The sequence below is a fragment of the Arthrobacter sp. Y3222053 genome (assembly GCF_059092805.1).
In genome coordinates, this window is sequence record NZ_JBNHIA010000006.1 from 136,367 (window position 1) to 155,467 (window position 19,101).

Sequence of the window (19,101 nt, forward strand, 5' to 3'; positions counted from 1 at the left end):
GGGTCAGAACAACAAAACAGCAGAGCGGGGGGCGGTTTCCGGCCCAGTAGTCCTCCCGGATCGGGCGGAGCGTAATGTCCGGAAGGTGGACGCTTCGTCTCATATAATGAGACGAAGGTAACGCCGGTTGACACTCACCAGAGGGGACCGGAAGACTGAGGGTTATGCAGAAGGTAACCGTCGTCCTTATTCAGCGCGTGGCATAAGAGCCCCGTCTGGTAAGTGACGCCACGCGCAGACCCCTACGGAGCCAACCGGCTCGAGGGGTTTTTTTATTGGCTTCAGGAAGCACAAAGGCCCCGCCCGGGATAACCCCCGGGACAGCCGCAGCACAGATCAATATGGATAAGCATCCGCAAAGGAAGTCCTCATGACCAAGGGATCGCCGATCAGCCCCTCGCTGATGGCCCACCGAGCCGGACCGCCGCGCGCGGCGCAGGCCAAGGCCCGAGACACTGCCGGTAGTGCGCCGGTGCTTGCTGACGCCGTGGATGAGCGCATCCAGGGCCCCAACAACATTGTTCCGCCCACCGAGATGACCGGCTCCCAGGCCATCGTCCGGGCGCTGGAGGAGCTGGGCGTCACCGACGTCTTCGGGCTTCCCGGCGGGGCCATCCTGCCCACCTACGATCCGCTGATGGATTCGTCGAAGATCAACCACATCCTGGTGCGGCACGAGCAGGGCGCCGGCCACGCGGCCGAGGGCTATGCCATGGTGACCGGCCAGGCCGGCGTGTGCATCGCGACCTCCGGCCCCGGCGCCACCAACCTCGTCACCGCCATCGCCGACGCGCACATGGACTCCGTGCCCATGGTCGCCATCACCGGCCAGGTCAACAGCTCGGTCATCGGCTCCGATGCCTTCCAGGAAGCGGACATCGTCGGCATCACCATGCCGATCACCAAGCACTCCTACCTCGTCACCAAGGCCGAGGACATTCCCTCCGTGCTCGCCGAGGCCTTCCACATCGCCACCAGCGGCCGTCCCGGTCCGGTGCTCGTGGACGTCACCAAGGACGCCCAGCAGGCGAAGACCACGTTCTCCTGGCCGCCGAAGATCGACCTGCCCGGCTACCGCACCGTGGTGCGCGGGCACTCCAAGCAGGTCCGTGAAGCCGCCCGGCTGATCGGCGCGTCGCAGCGCCCCGTGTTCTACGTCGGCGGCGGCGTGCTGAAGGCCAACGCCTCGGCCGAGCTGCTGGAGCTGGCCGAACTGGTCGGCGCCCCGGTGGTGACCACCCTGCAGGCCCGCGGCGTGTTCCCCGACTCGCACCGCCAGCATGCCGGCATGCCCGGCATGCACGGCTCGGTCTCCGCCGTCACCGCCCTGCAGCAGTCGGACCTGCTGATCACCCTCGGCGCCCGCTTCGATGACCGGGTCACCGGCGTGCTGTCCTCCTTCGCGCCCGGCGCCAAGGTGATCCACGCCGACATCGACCCGGCGGAAATCTCCAAGAACCGCCCGGCCGACGTCCCGATTGTCGGCTCGGTCAAGGAGATCATGCCCGAGCTCGCCGACGCGGTCCGGGCACAGTTCGAGGCCGCAGGCACCCCCGACCTCTCCGCCTGGTGGCAGGTCATCGACAAGCTGCGCGAAACCTACCCCACCGGCTGGTCCGAGCCCGAGGACGGGCTGATGGCCCCGCAGAAGGTCATCGAGCGCATCGGCGCCCTGACCGGCCCGGAGGGCGTGTACGTCGCCGGCGTCGGCCAGCACCAGATGTGGAGCGCGCAGTTCATCAAGTACGAGCGGCCCCGCGCGTGGCTGAACTCCGGCGGGCTGGGCACCATGGGCTACTCGGTGCCCGCCGCAATGGGCGCCAAGGTCGGCAACCCGGACCGGGTGGTCTGGGCGATCGACGGCGACGGCTGCTTCCAGATGACCAACCAGGAACTGGCGACCTGCGTGATCAACAACATCCCGATCAAGGTCGCCGTCATCAACAACTCCTCGCTCGGCATGGTGCGCCAGTGGCAGACCCTCTTCTACGAGTCCCGCTACTCCAACACCGACCTGAACACCGGGGCGGACACCGTGCGGGTGCCCGACTTCGTCAAGCTGGCCGACGCCTACGGCTGCGCCGGCCTGCGCTGCGAACGGGACGAGGACATCGACGCCACCATCCAGGCGGCGCTGGAGATCAACGACCGCCCCGTGGTGATCGACTTCGTGGTCAGCCGCGACTCCATGGTCTGGCCGATGGTCCCCTCCGGGGTCAGCAACGACCTGATCCAGATCGCCCGCAACATGACCCCCAGCTGGGACGAGGAGGAGTAGGACATGGCCCGCCATACCCTGTCGGTGCTGGTCGAAGACGTCCCCGGTGTGCTCACCCGGGTCGCCAGCCTCTTCGCCCGCCGCGCATTCAACATCCATTCCCTGGCCGTGGGCCCCTCCGAGGTGTCCGGGCTGTCCCGGATCACCGTGGTGGTCGACGCCGAGGGTGACCTGCTCGAACAGGTCACCAAACAGCTGAACAAGCTCATCAACGTCATCAAGATTGTCGAGCTGGTTCCCGAATCCTCCGTGCAACGCGACCACATCTTGGTCAAGGTTCGCGCGGATGCCGCAACCCGGCTGCAGGTAACCCAGGCAGCCGAGCTGTTCCGCGCTTCAGTGGTCGATGTGTCCACCGACTCCCTGATCGTTGAAGCCACAGGCACCGCCGAGAAGCTCAACGCACTGCTCTCAGTGCTTGAGCCCTTTGGCATCCGCGAAATTGTTCAGTCCGGAACCCTGGCGATCGGCCGCGGCGCGAAGTCCATGAGCGACCGCGCGCTGCGCAGCGCCTAGTTCCCCCGGATACCTTCATCCAAGACCCAACAGGAGACACACAAGTGACCACCATGTTTTATGACGACGACGCCGACCTGTCGATCATCCAGGGCCGCAAGGTCGCCGTCATCGGCTACGGCAGCCAGGGCCACGCCCACGCCCTCAGCCTGCGCGACTCCGGCGTCGACGTCCGCGTCGGCCTGAAGGAAGGCTCCGCCTCCCGCCCCAAGGCCGAGGCCGAGGGCCTGCGGGTGCTCAATGTCGCCGACGCCGTCGCCGAGGCCGACCTGATCATGATCCTCACCCCGGACCAGGTCCAGCGTTTCGTCTACGCCGAGGAGATCGCCCCCAACCTGAAGGCCGGCGATGCGCTGTTCTTCGGCCACGGCTTCAACATCCGCTACGGCTACATCCAGCCGCCGGCCGACGTCGACGTCGCCCTGGTCGCTCCCAAGGGCCCGGGCCACATCGTCCGCCGCGAGTTCGAGGCCGGCCGCGGCGTGCCGGACCTGATCGCCGTCGAGCAGGACGCCTCGGGCAAGGCCCGCGACCTGGCGCTCTCCTACGCCAAGGCCATCGGCGGCACCCGCGCCGGCGTCATCGAGACCACCTTCACCGAAGAGACCGAAACCGACCTGTTCGGCGAGCAGGCCGTGCTCTGCGGCGGCGCCTCGCAGCTGATCCAGTACGGCTTCGAAACCCTGACCGAGGCCGGCTACCAGCCGCAGGTCGCCTACTTCGAGGTGCTGCACGAGCTCAAGCTCATCGTCGACCTGATGGTCGAGGGCGGCATCGCCAAGCAGCGCTGGAGCGTCTCCGACACCGCCGAGTACGGCGACTACGTCTCCGGCCCGCGCGTCATCACCCCCGAGGTGAAGGAGAACATGAAGGCCGTCCTGGCCGACATCCAGAACGGTGCCTTCGCCAAGCGGTTCATCGACGACCAGGACGCCGGCGGCGGGGAGTTCAAGGACCTGCGCAAGAAGGGTGAGGAGCACCCGATCGAGGCCACCGGCCGCGAGCTGCGCAAGCTGTTCTCCTGGCTGAAGAACGAGGACGACTACACCGAGGGATCCGTCGCCCGCTGATTGCCGCCGGGTAACAATCCCTGCGCTGCGGACTCCTGAGCACGGCGGGCGATAGGCTCGAAGTGCACGCCGCATCGGCAACGGGGCCGGGCCCGGCAACCGCCGGGCCCGGCCCTTTTGCGCGTGAAGCGCGGAACCACCAGAACACGACACCAGCTGAAGAGGTCACCGGTGACTGCCACCAAACCCGTAGTACTCCTCGCCGAGGAACTGTCCCCCGCCACGGTCGAGGCCCTGGGCCCCGACTTTGAGATCCGCCAGGCCAACGGCGCGGACCGCTCCGAGCTGCTGCGCGAGATCGCCGACGTCGATGCGATCCTGGTCCGCTCGGCCACCCAGGTCGACGCCGAGGCGATCGCCGCCGCGAAGAACCTGAAGGTCATCGCCCGCGCCGGCGTGGGCCTGGACAACGTGGACATCAAGGCCGCCACCCAGGCCGGCGTCATGGTCGTCAACGCCCCGACGTCGAACATCATCTCCGCCGCGGAGCTGACGGTCGGGCACATCCTGTCCCTGGCCCGGCACATCCCGCAGGCCTCCGCGGCCCTCAAGGGCGGGGAGTGGAAGCGGTCGAAGTACACCGGCACCGAGCTGTACGAAAAGAAGGTCGGCATCATCGGCCTGGGCCGCATCGGCGCGCTGGTCGCCGCCCGCCTGCAGGCCTTCGGCACCCAGATCCTGGCCTACGACCCCTACGTCACCAGCGCGCGCGCCGCGCAGCTCGACGTCGAGCTGGTTTCCCTGGACGAACTGCTGGAGCAGTCCGACTTCGTGACCATCCACATGCCCAAGACCCCGGAGACCCTGGGCATGCTCGGCACCGAGGCGTTCGCGAAGATGAAGGACACGGCGTACGTGGTCAACGTCGCCCGCGGCGGCCTGGTCGACGAGGAAGCCCTCTACACCGCGCTGACCGAAGGGCAGATCGCCGGCGCCGGCGTCGACGTGTTCGTCAAGGAACCCAGCACCGACCTGCCGTTCTTCGCCCTGGACAACGTCATCGTCACCCCGCACCTGGGCGCCTCCACCGACGAGGCCCAGGAAAAGGCCGGCATCTCGGTGGCGAAGTCCGTGCGCCTGGCCCTGGCCGGTGAGCTGGTGCCCGACGCCGTCAACGTCGCCGGCGGCGTCATCGCCGAGGACGTGCGCCCCGGCATCCCGCTGATCGAGAAGCTTGGCCGGATCTTCACCGCCCTGGCGCACGATTCGGTGACCGCCATCGACATCGAGGTGGCCGGCGAGATCGCCGCCCTGGACGTGAAGGCGCTGGAGTTGGCCGCGCTGAAGGGCATCTTCACCGACATCGTCTCCGATCAGGTCTCTTACGTGAACGCCCCGGTGCTCGCCGAGCAGCGCGGCATCGAGGTGCGCCTGCTCACCACGCCCGAGGCGGATGACTACCGCAACGTGCTGACCCTGCGTGGGGCGCTCTCGGACGGCACCCGGATCTCCGTGGCAGGCACCCTGACCGGGCCGAAGCAGATCGAGAAGCTCGTGGGCGTGAACGGCTACGACCTGGAAATCCCGATCAGTGAGCACCTGGTGGTCCTGCTCTACCAGGACCGGCCGGGCGTCATCGGCGCCCTGGGCCGCGTGCTGGGGGAGAACCAGGTCAACATCGCCGGCATGCAGGTCGCCCGCCGCACCGAGGGCGGCCAGGCGCTGTCGCTGCTCACCGTGGACTCCTCCGTGCCGCAGGAGGTGCTGGAGGCCCTGAAGCAGGAAATCAACGCCGACGTCGTCCGCGAGGTCGACCTGCAGGACTGACGCCTCCACCGGCACGGCCCCCTCAGGGGCGCGCAACGGCAGGGATGGACCGCTTCGGCGGACTGTCCCTGCCGTTGCCGCGTCTCCGGCCGGCAGCGGGATGAGCCGGACTCCGCCCAGGGTAGGAGGAGCACCCGGTACGGTTTCATGCCCGGCTCCGACGCGGGGCAGGCCCGGCCCGGGACAGCATGGAGGCATGAGTACATCCGCGCCCGGAGCGCCCCTGCTGACAGCCGAAAACCTCGTCAAGAGCTACGGCGGCCCGCCCGCCCTGGACGGTGTTTCCCTGGCCGTCCGGCCCGGTGAAGCGGTGGCCGTCATGGGCGCCTCCGGCTCCGGAAAGACCACCCTGCTGCACTGCCTGGCCGGCATCCTGCTGCCCGACGCCGGCAGCGTCCGCCTGTTCCAGGGCGGAGCCGCACCCGTGGAGGTCACTGCGCTGAATGACGACGAACGCTCCGCCCTGCGCCGCCGGGACTTCGGCTTCGTCTTCCAGCAGGGGCTGCTGATCCCCGAACTCACGGCGGGGGAGAACGTCGCGCTGGCCCTGATGCTGGGCGGCGTCGCGCGCCCGGACGCGGAGCAGGCCGCGGCGCACGCCCTGGCCGCCCTGGGCCTGGCCGGCATGGAACAGCGGCGCATCGGTGAGCTGTCCGGCGGCCAGGCCCAGCGGGTCGCCATTGCCCGGGCCCAGGTCACCGGCGCGCGGATCCTGTTCGCGGACGAACCGACCGGTGCCCTGGATTCGCGGACCTCAGCGGAGGTCATGCAGCACCTGCTGCGCTCCGTGCAGGGCAGCGGCCGGGCCCTGGTGGTCGTCACCCATGATCCGGAGGTGGCGCGCTGGTGCGGGCGGGTCATCACGCTGGCCGACGGCCGGATTGCCCACGACACCGCCGGCACGCCCGGCACCGGCCCGATGGGAGCCGCCCGATGAACGCCCCTGCAGCCGCCTCCGCCGCGTCCTTGCCGCCCTCGGCCCCGGCCCCGGCGGCCGGCGTTCCGTTCCGCGTGGCGTGGATGCTGAACCGCCCCGGCACCGCCGGCCGGGCCACGGCCGCGCTGCCCGCGGCGTCCTTCGCCGTCGTCACCACGCTGCTGCTGACCGTGCTGGCCGGTGCCGCCTCATTCCTGCAGTGGCAGGACGAGGAAGGCATCCTCTACCAGGTGCTGGCCGCCTTTGCGCTGATCCTGCTGGTACTTCCGCTGATCACCCTCGGCGGGTCCGCCGCCCGGCTGTCCGCCCGCCGGCGGGACGAGCATCTCTCCACGCTTCGCCTGCTCGGCGCCTCCGCCCGGACCGTGCAGCTGGTGACGGTCCTGGAGGCCACCGCCCTGGCCGCTGCCGGCGCCGTCGCCGGGGTGTTCGGCTACCTGTTGCTGGCGCCCTTCGTGCAGCTGATCCACTTCCGCGGCGCCCCGCTGGGCGCCGCCTACTGGCTGCACCCGGCGGCCCTTGCCCTGACGGTGCTGCTCGTGGTGATCCTCGCCGCCGTCAGCTCGGCCCTGGGCCTGCGGCGTGTCGTCATCTCGCCGCTGGGCGTACGGAACCGGGCCCAGCCGCAGAAAGTGCACAAGGGACGGGCCTGGGGCGCCGTCGCCGTGGTCGGTGTCGGTTTCCTGGCCCTGCTGACTCCGTTCGCCTCCACTGCCGTGGCGGTTGCGGTGGTTTTCGGCGTTTTTGCCTCCGGCATGGCGGTCCTCAACCTGGTCGGACCGTGGCTGGTGGCCCGCTCGGCGCGGCGCCGCCTGCGGCGTGCCCGCAGCCCTCAGGCGCTGCTCGCGGCCCGGATGGTGCTTGATGCGCCCAAGGCGGCCTGGCGGCAGGTCAGCTCCCTGTCGATGGTGTGCTTCACCGCGGTCATCGGCGGTTCGATCACCGCGGCTGCCCGGGGCTCGCAGGGAGAGAACCCGGAGGACTTCCTGCTGCAGGACCTCCAGACCGGAATCCTGATCACCGTGGTGGCCGGATTCCTCATGGTGGCGTGCTCAGCCGGGATCAACCAGGCGGCCGACGTCCTGGACCGTGGGGAGCTGTACCGCAGCCTCGACCGGATGGGCATGCCCCGGCACGTGATCGACGGCGCACGCGTCGCAGCCGTGATGCAGCCGCTGCTGCTGGTGTGCGCGGTGTCGACGGCGACGTCGGGGCTGCTGCTCTCACCGCTGGTGGGCGCGGCGCTGCTCTTTGGCCCTGCTTCAATGGCGATCCTGGCCGCGACCGTGGCCGCCGGCGTGCTGCTGGTCCGGGCCGGGCTCGCCGCGACGGGCCCCGTGCTGAGCATGGCGCTGGAAGCGGAAGCCGGCAAAAGAGGGTAATTTTCTAGTGTGACTTCTTCCGAATCCCGTACCCCGTTCTACATCACCACGGCCATCTCCTACCCCAACGGAGAGCCCCATATCGGGCACGCCTACGAGCACATCGCCACCGACGCGATGGCCCGCTTCAAGCGGCTGGACGGCTACGACGTGTTCTTCATGACGGGCACGGACGAGCACGGGCTCAAGATGCAGCAGTCCGCAGACAAGGAAGGCATCACCGCCAAGGAACTCGCGGACCGCAACTCCGCTGCCTTTAAGCAGATGGAAGCGGACATGGGGACCTCCTATGACCGGTTCATCCGCACCACCGACGCCGACCACTACGCCGCGGCCCAGGCCATCTGGAAGCGGATGGAGGAGAACGGCGACATCTACCTCTCCAAGTACGCCGGCTGGTACTCCGTGCGTGACGAGGCCTACTACGGCGAGGACGAAACCGAAGTCCGGGAAGACGGCGTGCGGTACTCCAAGGAGACGGACACCGAGGTGACCTGGACCGAGGAGGAAAGCTACTTCTTCCGCCTCTCCGCCTACCAGGACAAGCTGCTGGCCCTCTACGAGTCCCAGCCGGACTTCGCCGCCCCGCGCTCGCGGTTCAACGAGGTCATCAGCTTCGTCAAGGGTGGACTGGAGGACCTGTCCATCTCCCGCACCACCTTCGACTGGGGCGTCCCGGTGCCGGGCAACCCGGACCACGTGATGTACGTGTGGGTGGATGCGCTGACCAACTACCTGACCGGCGTCGGCTTCCCCGACACCGACAGCGAAGCCTTCCGGAAGTACTGGCCGGCCGACGTGCACGTCATCGGCAAGGACATTTCCCGGTTCCACGCCATTTTCTGGCCGGCGTTCCTGATGTCCGCCAAGCTGGAGCTGCCCAAGCGGATCATGATCCACGGCTTCCTGCACAACAAGGGCGTGAAGATGTCCAAGTCGCTGGGCAACGTGGTGGCGCCGAAGGACTGGGCGGACCAGTACGGGCTGGACGCTGTGCGGTTCTTCCTGCTGCGCGAGGTGCCCTTCGGCGCGGACGGCTCGTACAACCATGAGGCCGTGGTCGCTCGCATGAACTCCGACCTCGCGAACAACCTGGGCAACCTGGCCCAGCGTTCGCTGTCGATGGTGGCCAAGAACTGCGGCGCCGCGGTGCCGCAGCCTGGAGAGTTCACCGACCAGGACACCGCGCTGCTCGACGCCGCCGGGAAGCTGCTGCAGATCTCCCGCGAGGCCTACGACGTCCAGGACTTCCACGGCGCGCTCGAGGCCACCTGGAAGGTCCTCGGAGACACCAATGCGTACTTCGCCGAGCAGGCGCCGTGGGTGCTGCGCAAGACCGACGTCGAGCGCATGAACACCGTGCTGTACGTGACGCTGGAGGTGCTGCGCATCGTGGCGATCCTCGTCCAGCCGGTGATGCCCGGCAGCGCGGCCAAGCTGCTCACGGTCCTGGGCCAGGACGAGGGCGCAGCACGGCAGTTCAGCGCCATCGGCACGCCGCTGGCCCCGGACACCGCGCTGCCGGCCCCCGCCCCGATCTTCCCGAAGTACGAGGAACCGGCGCAGTAGCAGGCGTCCCCGCCGGCTCCGGACCGGAACACACAGCTGCGGCCCGCACCGATCACGGTGCGGGCCGCAGCTGTGTCCCGGAGCTCCCTTGTCCGGCTCAGACAGCATCCTGGCGCAGGCGCCGGGCTCAAACCATCTCTCCGGGGGCCGCCTGCGATCTTACGTCAGGAACCGCGCGGCGGCGGTGGCCTCCATGACCCCTGCCACCTCCTGCTGCTGGCGCTGAGCCGCATCGAGCAGCTCACGCAGCCGCGACGGGTTGAACCGGCGGTCCCGGGTGGAAAGCACCAGCAGGGTACGCCACATGGATTCCTTCTGCCGCACCAGGGACTGCAGGGTCTCCAGCTCGAGCTGCCCGGTGGGACCGCCCCCGGTGTTCAGCGGATTCAGCGGACCCAACCTTCCGACCAGTGCGCCCGCCCATCCGGCCAGTGCCTTGGCCTTGGACCGGCTGTAGCCCAGCGCGATGATCAGGTTCTCCAGCTCGTCCCGCTCGCCGGAAAGTTCCTCCGCCAGCGAGGTGAAGACCGACTCGTATTCGGACCCCTGCCAGGTATCGGACGCCGCGCGGAACAGGCGCACCCCCGTTTCGGCGCCCACCAGATGGTCGTTCAGGTACGCGGCCAGCGACTCGTGGGCCGGTTTCCAGTCCTGCTCTGCCATCGTCTGTTCCTCCGATTCGGTCTCGGTTGTTTCTGCCTGCAGCTCAGTGTGCTTAGTATCCTTGCAGATCGGCCGGGCTGCTACGAGTTTTGGGACAGCCGAAGGCCCGGCCCGCCGATACGGCGGACCGGGCCTTCGGTCCTTTGCGGATCCGACCGCGGGGCCGGGCCGGGATGCCCGCTCAGTCGGCGGCCAGGCCTTCCACGGGGGAGAGGCGGGCGGCCCGCCGGGCCGGAAGCACGCTGGCCAGCAGTCCGGCGACCAGGGCCACGGCCAGGACCCCGATCAGCTGCAGCCACGGGACGGCCGGGACGACGGCGGCAAACGCGCCGAGCGCCGACTGTGCACCGAGCCAGCCGTACACCACGCCCAGGCCGCAGCCCAGCAGCGCGGCAACACCGGCAATCAGCACGGCCTCCAGGGCGAGCATGCCGCGCAGCTGGCCGCGGGTCAGGCCGAGGGCCCGCAGCAGCGAAGACTCCCGGGTCCGCTCCAGCACGGACAGCGACAGGGTGTTGGCCACTCCCACGAGGGCGATGACCACGGCCACGCCCAGCAGGCCGGTCACCACCAGCAGCAGCACATTGATGACCTGTTCGAAGGCTGCCCGCTGGATGGCCGCGCCATCGATGTAGTAGTCATCAACGTCCAGCACCTCCGCCAGTTCGGTGCGCAGGTCCATGAGCTCGGTGGTGCTCATCCCGGAGGCCACGGACAGCCACAGCTGCGGCTGGGGAGCCGGCTCGCCCAGTACCGGGGCCAGGTCTCCGCCGATCCGTTCGGCCGTGGCCGGGGTGATCAGGGGGTCGAGGTACGGATTTCCGGACTCGATGACCTCGAGCTCCACCTGGGCCGCAGCGCCGCGGACGGTCACGGTCTTCGCAGTGGTGCCCTTGGGCATGGAGATGGTGCCGTCCGTCGGGATCAGTCCCGCGTCGTTGAGCACCGGACCGTCGGCTGCTTCCAGGACGTACACCGGCCAATCGGAGCCGTCCACCTCCACTGCGCCGCCTGGGGACAGCAGGATAGCCTGTTCCACGCCATCCATGCTGAGGGCCTTGCGCACGTCGGCGTCGGTGTACGGTTCCTCGCTGTCGTAGTCGGCATCGACGGAGACATCCACCGGGTACTGCTCCGAGAGGGTGCTGTCGAAGGCGGACCTGGACGTTGCCGCTCCGGTCATCATCATCGCGACGAGGGTGACACCGATCAGCAGTGCCGAGGACGTCGCGGAGGTCCGTTGCGGGTTGCGGACCGCGTTGACGGCCGCCAGCTTGCCCGGGACGCCCAGAGGTGCGGCCAGGGCGCCCACTGCACGGACCAGGTGCGGTACAAACAGCGTGGCGCATATCAGCACGCCGATGAAGCTGAGGATGCCCCCGGGGAGGGCGATCAGCAGGTCCTCGGAGACCGCTCCGGCGCCGAGCAGCAGGGCGCCCCCGGCGAGAATCACGAGGCCGATGGCCAGGCGGATACGGCCGCGGCGGGTACCGGCCCGCACCTCCTCGGCCGGACGCAGCGCCGCCAGTGGTGCAACAGTGGTGGCGGCACGGGCGGGGACCAGCGCGGCGAGCAGGGTGAGGACGATTCCTGCGGCCAGGCCGGCCAGGACGGCGCCGGGGCCCACCGCGAGGGTCGCAAAGCCGGCTTCCGGAACCGTCTTCAGGTAGGCGATGATGCCCGCCATCAGACCGATCGCCAGCAGCACGCCGGCCACTGAGGACACGACGCCGACCACCAGTGCTTCCATGATGACGGACCGGCGGATCTGGGCACGGCCGGCACCGATGCAGCGCAGCAGCGCCAGCTCACGGGTGCGCTGGGCCACCAGCACGGAGAACGTGTTCGAGACCACCAGGGCACAGACCAGCAGGGCGACTGCGGCGAAAGCCAGGAGGATGAGCGTGAGCTGGTCTTCTCCGCCGGTGAAGCCTGCCACCGTCTCGTTCACCTGTTCCGCGGCGGTCCGGACGACAACACCGCTGATTCCGGCGTCGGCGAGCGCCTGCTCCACGTCCGCCTTGGCGCCGGCGGCGTTGACGTCGTCGGCCACGGCAAGCTGAAGGTTGGAGAAATCGGGGGAGGCATTGCCGAGCTGCTGCACTGTGGTGTCGAGGGCATACAACTGGGCTGCGCCGTACAGCATTGGATCCTCCGACGTGCTGACCAGGCCGGTGACCTTCAGCTCCGTCAGCGGGGCAGGAGCCGTCGCGGACCCGGTTTCGGTATCCGCGAAAAACTCGGTATCGAGGGCCAGGACCGAGCCGGGCGCCAGTTCCTGCCGGTCTGCGGTGGCCTCGTCCAGGACCACCTCGCCGTCGGCCGCGGGCAGCGCGCCCTCAGTCACGTCGACCGGCAGCAGTTCGGTGGATTCCGGCATGCTGCGGACCTGGCCGTACGTCCGGTTCCGGCCTTCACCGAAGACCGCGAAGGCCTCGCGAAGGGCATAGGTGCCGGCGACGCCGTCAGCCTCGGCGACGGCGTCAGCCGCGGCCTGGTTCAGGGTCTCCGGCTCGCGCGGATCGGCGGCGGTGAGGACGAGGTCCGCGTTGCGGAAACCATGGCCCACGCTCTGGGCCAGCGAGGCCTTCGAGGAGGAGTTGATGATCAGGGTGGCCGTCAGGAACACGACGGCGATGATCACGGCCAGGGAGACGGCGATGAACCGCCGTGCATTCAGGCGCACCTGCGCCAGGGCAACCCGCAGCATGGTCAGGCCCCCAGGGTGGACAGGGCGGCCAGGACGGAGTCCGGGGTGGGGCTGTCCAGCTCGCCGACCAGCGCGCCGTCGTTCATCAGGACGACGCGGTCGGAGTAGGACGCCGCCACCGGGTCGTGCGTGACCATGATGATGCTCTGGCCCAGTTCCCGGGTGGAGCGGCGCAGCAGGGACAGCACCTCCGCACCGGACTTGGAGTCGAGGTTGCCGGTGGGCTCATCGCCGAAGATGACGTCGGGGCGGGTCAGCAGGGCGCGGGCGACCGCCACGCGCTGCTGCTGGCCGCCGGAGAGCTCATGCGGGCGGTGCTTCAGCCGTCCGGTCAACCCCAGGGTTTCGGTGACGTACCCCAGCCAGTCGCGGTCCACCGTGCCGTTGGCCAGGGAGACCGGGAGGGTGATGTTCTGCTCGGCGGTGAGGGTAGGCACCAGGTTGAAGGACTGGAACACGAAGCCCACGCTGTCCCGGCGCAGGCGGGTGAGGTCGGCGTCCTTCAGCCCGGTGATTTCGGTGTCGCCGATCCAGATGCGCCCGTTGTCGGCGTTGTCGAGGCCGGCGAGGCAGTGCATCAGGGTGGATTTGCCGGAGCCGGAGGGGCCCATGATGGCGGTGAAGGTGCCGGCCTCGAAGCTGACGTCCACGTCTTTGAGCGCGTGGACGCGTGTGTCGCCGCTGCCGTAGGTCTTGTTGAGCTTCTGTGCTGCGGCCGCGCGGGCCGGCCTGCCGGCGCCGGACGCGGCGGAGTGCTGTGCGAGTGTCGTCATGCCCATAACGCTATGGCGGGGGCAGGGGGCGGCACATCGGAGGGTGGAACGGTTCGCCGGCGCCCGGCCTCATACCCTGGGTGGAGCGCCGCCGGCCAGCCGGTAGGACCCGGGGAGCAGGCCGGCAGGGGCCCGCTGTCCGGGCGGCGGGGCCGGGCGGGTTCTAGGGTGCGACGATTCCGGTTTCGTAGGCAATAACCACGGCCTGGACCCGGTCGCGGGCCTCGAGCTTGGCCAGGATGTGCCCCACGTGCGTCTTGACGGTGGCCTCGGAGAGGAACAGCTCCGCGGCGATCTCGGGATTGGAGAGCCCGCGGGCAATGAGCGTGAACACTTCGCGCTCGCGGGGAGTCAGGGACTGGACCCGCGCGGCGTTGCCGCTGGTTTCGGCGCCCGGCTCCCGCAGCAGGGGAGCGACGTGGTCCAGCAGCCGCCGGGTGGTGGACGGGGCGATCACGGCGTCTCCCCGGTGGACGGTGCGGATGGCCTCGAGCAGTTCCTCAGGCGGAGCGTCCTTGAGCAGGAACCCGCTGGCGCCGGCCCGGATGGCCGAGAGGGCGTACTCATCGAGGTCGAAGGTGGTCAGGACCACGACCTTCAGCCGGTCGGGATCCGCCGCGCCGTCTTCCCCCAGCAGGCGGGTGGTCGCCTCGATCCCGTCCATCCCGGGCATCCGGACATCCATCAGCACGACGTCGGCGGGCACCGCGGCAAGCGCCTGCAGGGCCTCCCGGCCGTTCCCGGCTTCGGCCACCACTTCGAGGTCGGGCTGGGAGTTGATCAGCATCTTGAAGCCGCCGCGGACCAGCTGCTGGTCATCGACGAGGGCGACGCGGATGGGGCCGGCGTCTTCGGGCATGGGGTCAGGCCTCCGTGTAGGGGATGAAAGCGTCCACGTGGAAGCCGCCGCCCGTGGCCGGGCCGGCGGCCACGGTTCCATCGTAGAGGCCCACCCGCTCGCGCATGCCGTTGATGCCCTGCCCGGCGCCGTCGGAGGAGGCCGCGGCGGAGGCGCCCCGGCCGTCGTCGTGCACGCTCAGCTCCAGGCCCCGGAGCGTCCATGCCAGCCGGACCTCGGCGCGGGCGGACGGCCCGGCGTGCTTGAGCACGTTGGTCAGGGCCTCCTGGACCACCCGGTAGGCGGTGAGCTCGGCGCCGGCGGGCAGCGCCCGGCGCGGCACGCCGTCGATGGCGTGGGAGACCTGCAGCCCTGCCCGGCGGACGGATTCAATCAGTCCGTCCAGGTCCGCCAGCGAGGGCAGGGGACGGGTGGAGGCGTCGTCGTCGCCGCGCAGCACGCCCAGCAGCCGGCGCATCTCCCGCAGCGATCCCCGGCCGGTTTCCGCGATGGTTCCGAGGGTCTGCCGCGCAACCTCGGGATCGTCGGCGCTCGCATACCGTGCACCGTCGGCCTGGGTGATGATCACCGACAGGGAATGGGCAACAATGTCGTGCATTTCCCGGGCAATGTGGCTGCGCTCGTCGGCCGCCGCGAGGTCACGTTCCTGCTGGCGTTCCACTTCAAGCCGGCGGGCCCGGTCCTCCAGCGCCTGGACGGTCAGCCGCCGGGTGCGGGCCAGGTCCCCGAAGGTCCAGGCGGCGAGGACGGTGGCTTCGATGGCGACCAGGGCGATCCCCATCACGATCATGAAGTTGACGAGGTTCATCGTCTGGTCGACGACGGGGAGCAGGAAATAGCGCAGCAGGAACAGTGCCCCGCCGATCAGGGCCAGGACCAGTCCGGCGAGGCTGGCCCAGCGCGGCCCGTAAGCCGCGAGACCGTGCACGACGGCGATCACGAGGATGTCCGCCGGCAGGGCGGTCTCCGGAATGAGGAACAGCTGCAGGATGCACGCCGCGGCCTGGACGGCGGCCGCGTGCACCGGGCGGGTCCTGCGCCAGGCCAGGGGCAGGCAGATGGCCGCGGAGAGGGCGAACTCGACCAGGGCGAAGCGGTCGTAGATCGCCACGAGCAGGAAGGGGCCGGCAAAGACCAGCGTGGCGGCCAGGGCCTGCCACAGGTCCACCTTGGCGTGGTTCGCCTGCATCCAGGCATAGAGACGTCGGTGCACGAGCATGGACACCCACTTTAGGCGGCGCGGCGCAGGCGCACCTCATGCCGCGGTATGAACCGCAGCCCGCGCCCACGCGCCCGGGAAAACAACCTCCGGCAGGACGCCGTGACGCAGTGTTTCCTGCAGTCCGTCCGCATTATGGACTGATTGCCCAGCATTCGGACGCTCTTCCTAGAATGCCGATATGAGCCAAGAAGCAGCGCGCACCGTGTCACTGGCCGTCATCCCCGGGGACGGGATCGGCCCCGAAGTCATCGCGGAGGCCGTCAAGGTCCTTCGCCGTGCCACCGCCGCCAGCGCGGCGACCTTCGAGCTGACCGACTACCGGCTCGGCGCCGAGCACTGGCTGCAGACCGGTGAGACGCTGACCGATGAGACCCTGGAGCGCCTGCGCGGCCACGACGCCATCCTCTTCGGCGCGGTCGGCGCCGCCCCCGGCGACACCCGCATGCCGTCGGGGCTCATCGAGCGGGACATGCTGCTGAAGCTGCGCTTCAGCCTCGACCACTACGTGAACCTGCGCCCGTCCAAGCTCTACCGGGGTGTGCCCAGCCCGCTGGCCGAGCCCGGCGACGTCGACTTCGTCGTCGTGCGCGAAGGCACCGAGGGGCCCTATGTCGGCAACGGCGGGGTGCTGCGTGAAGGCACGCCGCACGAAATCGCCACCGAGGTGTCGCTGAACACCGCGCACGGCGTGGAGCGGGTGGTGCGCGACGCGTTCCGGCGCGCCGCGGCCCGGCCGCGGCGGAAGCTGACCCTGGTGCACAAGCACAACGTGCTGGTGCATGCCGGGCGGCTGTGGAAGCGCACCGTGGAGAAGGTGGCGCAGGAGTTCCCGGAGGTAACCCACGACTACCTCCACGTGGATGCCGCGACCATCTTCATGGTCACCGACCCGTCCCGGTTCGACGTCATCGTCACCGACAACCTGTTCGGCGACATCCTGACCGACCTCGCCGCCGCGGTCACCGGCGGCATCGGGCTGGCGGCGTCGGGCAACATCAACATGGACGGCACCGCACCGTCCATGTTCGAACCGGTGCACGGTTCAGCGCCCGACATCGCGGGCCGGCAGCTGGCCGACCCCACCGCGGCGATCCTGTCGGTGGCCCTGCTGCTGGAGCATCTGGGCTTCGCCGACGAAGCCGCCGCCGTCAACCGTGCGGTGGAGGCCGACATCGCCGCACGCACCGGCGAACCGCGTTCCACCGCCGCCGTCGGCGATGCGATCGCCGCCGCCGTGGCATAAGCTCGTCCTACCAAATCAACGCCGTATTGCCGGACGGCCGTGCCGTCCGGCGTGGAGGAACCATGTCTGTCAGCGCTCTGGAATTCACCAGGAAGCTCTCCGCCCACCCGAAGTCAGTGCAGGAGCGGGCGGCGATCCTGGCCGACCCGGGCTTTGGCAACCACTTCACCGACCACACGGCCGTCGTCGACTACCGTGCGCCGGAGAGCGGCGAGGGCAGCTGGCAGGACGCTCGGATCGAGCCGTACGGGCCGATTGCGATGGATCCGGCCGCCTCCGTCCTGCACTACGGCCAGGAGATCTTCGAGGGCCTGAAGGCCTACCGGCACGCCGACGGCTCGATCGTCAGCTTCCGGCCCGAGGCCAACGCCGCCCGGCTGAACGCCTCCGCCCGTCGGCTGGCCCTGCCCGAGCTGCCCGAGGAGCTGTTCCTGGACTCGCTGCGCCAGCTGGTGGAGGTGGACCGGGACTGGGTGCCCACCGGAGACGGCGAGGCGCTCTACCTGCGGCCGTTCATGATCGCCACCGAGGCGTTCCTGGGCGTGCGGCCGGCACGGGAGGTCTCCTACCGCGTCATCGCCTCGCCGGCCGGCAACTACTTCGGCGGCGAACTGAAGCCCGTGTCCATCTGGCTGTCCACCCGGTACGCCCGTGCCGGGCGCGGCGGCACCGGCGAGGCCAAGTGCGGCGGCAACTACGCGGCGTCGCTCGTTGCCCAGATGGAGGGGGAAGCGCACGGCTGCAAGCAGGTCCTGTTCCTGGACGAGGCGAACGACAACGCCGTCGAGGAGCTCGGCGGCATGAACGTATTCTTCGTCTTCAAGGACGGGCGCCTGGTGACCCCGGCCCTGTCCGGCACCATCCTGCACGGCATCACACGGTCCTCGGTCCTGCAGCTCGGCCGCGACCGGGGCATGGACGTGCAGGAACGGAAGATCACCCTGGATGAGTGGCGCGACGGCGTCGCCTCCGGAGAGATCACCGAAGTGTTCGCCTGCGGCACCGCAGCGGTGATCACCCCGATCGGCGAGCTGAAGTCCGAGGACTTCACGGTCGGTTCGCCCGACGCCGCCGCCGGAGAAGTCACCATGTCCATCCGCGGGCAGCTGCTCGGCATCCAGACCGGCACCGTGGAGGACACCCACGGCTGGCTCACCCGCCTGGCCTAGCATGCAGATGCCGGCGCCCGCCCCCGTCCGCAGCTCGGAGCTGACCAGCTTCCTGCTCGCGCCCAACCCCGGACCGATGAGCCTCGACGGGACCAACAGCTACCTGCTGTCGGCGCCCGGAGCGCAGGGCCTGGTGGTGGTGGATCCGGGCCCGGCCGATGAAGGGCACCTGCAGGCGCTGGCCTCGGCCGGCAGCGTCGAGCTGGTGCTGATCACGCACCGGCATCCGGACCACACCGAGGGCAGCGTCCGCTTCGCCGAACTGACCGGAGCGCCGGTCCGCGCCCTGGACCCGGAGTACTGCGTCAACGGAAAACCGCTGGCCGACGGCGAGGAGATCACCGCCGGGGGAGTGCGAATCCGGGTCGTCGCGACGCCGGGACACACCTCCGATTCGGTGTGCTTCCTCCTGCCCGACGACGGTCCGGCCGGCGCCGTGCTCACTGGGGACACCATCCTCGGCCGCGGCACCACCGTGCTCGACTGGCCCGACGGGACCCTCGCGGACTACCTGCGTTCACTGGACGTGCTGGACCGGCTCGGGCCCGCCACGGTGCTGCCCGCCCACGGGCCCGTGCTGCCCAACCTCTCCTCGGTGGTCCTGACCTATCGGGACCACCGGACCGAGCGGCTGGCGCAGATCCGGGCGGCGCTGGAGCATGCCGGTGCCGACGCCACCGCGGAACAGGTCGCGGACCTGGTGTACGCGGACGTGCCGGCCAATGTCCGCGCCGCCGCCGAACTTTCGGTGGCCGCCCAGCTGGAGTACCTGCGCAGCCGGTAACTTCCGGCAGGACGCGGCCCTCGGCCGTTTGACCGGGATCACATCCAGTCGAGTTGCGGTGAGGTGGCCGGGTGCGTATAGTTGAATCTGTTGCCCGCCGGAGAGCGGAGCGACGATCCCCTTCACAACTGATCGGATGAGAATTCCGGGTGGCTTTGC

At 69.5% G+C, this 19,101-nt stretch carries 15 protein-coding genes; 10 read left to right on the plus strand and 5 right to left on the minus strand.

All coding sequences use genetic code 11. The features are described 5' to 3' along the window. Positions 1-370 precede the first annotated feature (370 nt). From AC5RUW_RS14915 to metG, 7 genes are all read left to right on the plus strand, one after another. The gene (locus tag AC5RUW_RS14915; protein WP_494161400.1) at positions 371-2,278 is read left to right on the plus strand and encodes an acetolactate synthase large subunit; all 1,908 of its coding nucleotides are present in this window, start codon (positions 371-373) and stop codon (positions 2,276-2,278) included. 3 nt (positions 2,279-2,281) lie between these two features. After that, a complete protein-coding gene (gene ilvN / locus AC5RUW_RS14920) occupies positions 2,282-2,794 on the plus strand; it encodes an acetolactate synthase small subunit (RefSeq protein WP_494005249.1) in 513 nt (170 codons plus the stop codon). 44 nt (positions 2,795-2,838) lie between these two features. Then, on the plus strand, positions 2,839-3,864 hold the full coding sequence (ilvC, locus tag AC5RUW_RS14925) for a ketol-acid reductoisomerase (RefSeq protein ID WP_494161401.1): 1,026 nt from the start codon (positions 2,839-2,841) through the stop codon (positions 3,862-3,864). Between the two features lie 171 nt (positions 3,865-4,035). Then, positions 4,036-5,631, plus strand: a complete 1,596-nt coding sequence (gene serA / locus AC5RUW_RS14930; protein WP_494161402.1) for a phosphoglycerate dehydrogenase — start codon at positions 4,036-4,038, stop codon at positions 5,629-5,631. Between the two features lie 196 nt (positions 5,632-5,827). After that, positions 5,828-6,568 (plus strand): ABC transporter ATP-binding protein, encoded by a 741-nt coding sequence (locus AC5RUW_RS14935; RefSeq protein WP_494161403.1) that lies wholly within the window; start codon positions 5,828-5,830, stop codon positions 6,566-6,568. Continuing rightward, the gene (locus AC5RUW_RS14940; protein WP_494161404.1) at positions 6,565-7,950 is read left to right on the plus strand and encodes an FtsX-like permease family protein; all 1,386 of its coding nucleotides are present in this window, start codon (positions 6,565-6,567) and stop codon (positions 7,948-7,950) included. Before AC5RUW_RS14935 ends, AC5RUW_RS14940 begins: the two co-directional genes overlap by 4 nt. 9 nt (positions 7,951-7,959) lie before the next feature. Next, a complete protein-coding gene (gene metG / locus AC5RUW_RS14945) occupies positions 7,960-9,519 on the plus strand; it encodes a methionine--tRNA ligase (protein ID WP_494161405.1) in 1,560 nt (519 codons plus the stop codon). A 159-nt stretch (positions 9,520-9,678) separates the two neighbouring features. On the opposite strand, the gene AC5RUW_RS14950 is transcribed toward metG, so the two are convergent. The 5 genes from AC5RUW_RS14950 to AC5RUW_RS14970 all read right to left on the minus strand — a co-directional run bounded on the left by AC5RUW_RS14950 (position 9,679) and on the right by AC5RUW_RS14970 (position 15,743). Further along, on the minus strand, positions 9,679-10,182 hold the full coding sequence (locus AC5RUW_RS14950) for a hypothetical protein (RefSeq protein WP_494161406.1): 504 nt from the start codon (positions 10,180-10,182) through the stop codon (positions 9,679-9,681). A 181-nt stretch (positions 10,183-10,363) separates the two neighbouring features. Beyond that, complete coding sequence (locus AC5RUW_RS14955; protein ID WP_494161407.1) at positions 10,364-12,892, minus strand: ABC transporter permease; 2,529 nt, start codon at positions 12,890-12,892, stop codon at positions 10,364-10,366. A gap of 2 nt (positions 12,893-12,894) precedes the next feature. After that, complete coding sequence (locus AC5RUW_RS14960) at positions 12,895-13,665, minus strand: ABC transporter ATP-binding protein (protein WP_494161408.1); 771 nt, start codon at positions 13,663-13,665, stop codon at positions 12,895-12,897. A 163-nt stretch (positions 13,666-13,828) separates the two neighbouring features. Continuing rightward, positions 13,829-14,524, minus strand: a complete 696-nt coding sequence (locus AC5RUW_RS14965; protein ID WP_494161409.1) for a response regulator — start codon at positions 14,522-14,524, stop codon at positions 13,829-13,831. Positions 14,525-14,528: 4 nt separating this feature from the next. Further along, on the minus strand, positions 14,529-15,743 hold the full coding sequence (locus AC5RUW_RS14970; RefSeq protein ID WP_494161410.1) for a sensor histidine kinase: 1,215 nt from the start codon (positions 15,741-15,743) through the stop codon (positions 14,529-14,531). Positions 15,744-15,924: 181 nt separating this feature from the next. Between AC5RUW_RS14970 and AC5RUW_RS14975 the strand changes: the two genes are divergently transcribed. From AC5RUW_RS14975 to AC5RUW_RS14985, 3 genes are all read left to right on the plus strand, one after another. Continuing rightward, complete coding sequence (locus tag AC5RUW_RS14975; RefSeq protein ID WP_494161411.1) at positions 15,925-16,989, plus strand: 3-isopropylmalate dehydrogenase; 1,065 nt, start codon at positions 15,925-15,927, stop codon at positions 16,987-16,989. Between the two features lie 62 nt (positions 16,990-17,051). Further along, on the plus strand, positions 17,052-18,158 hold the full coding sequence (locus tag AC5RUW_RS14980; protein ID WP_494161412.1) for a branched-chain amino acid aminotransferase: 1,107 nt from the start codon (positions 17,052-17,054) through the stop codon (positions 18,156-18,158). 7 nt (positions 18,159-18,165) lie between these two features. Next, complete coding sequence (locus AC5RUW_RS14985) at positions 18,166-18,942, plus strand: MBL fold metallo-hydrolase (RefSeq protein WP_494161413.1); 777 nt, start codon at positions 18,166-18,168, stop codon at positions 18,940-18,942. Positions 18,943-19,101: the final 159 nt, after the last annotated feature.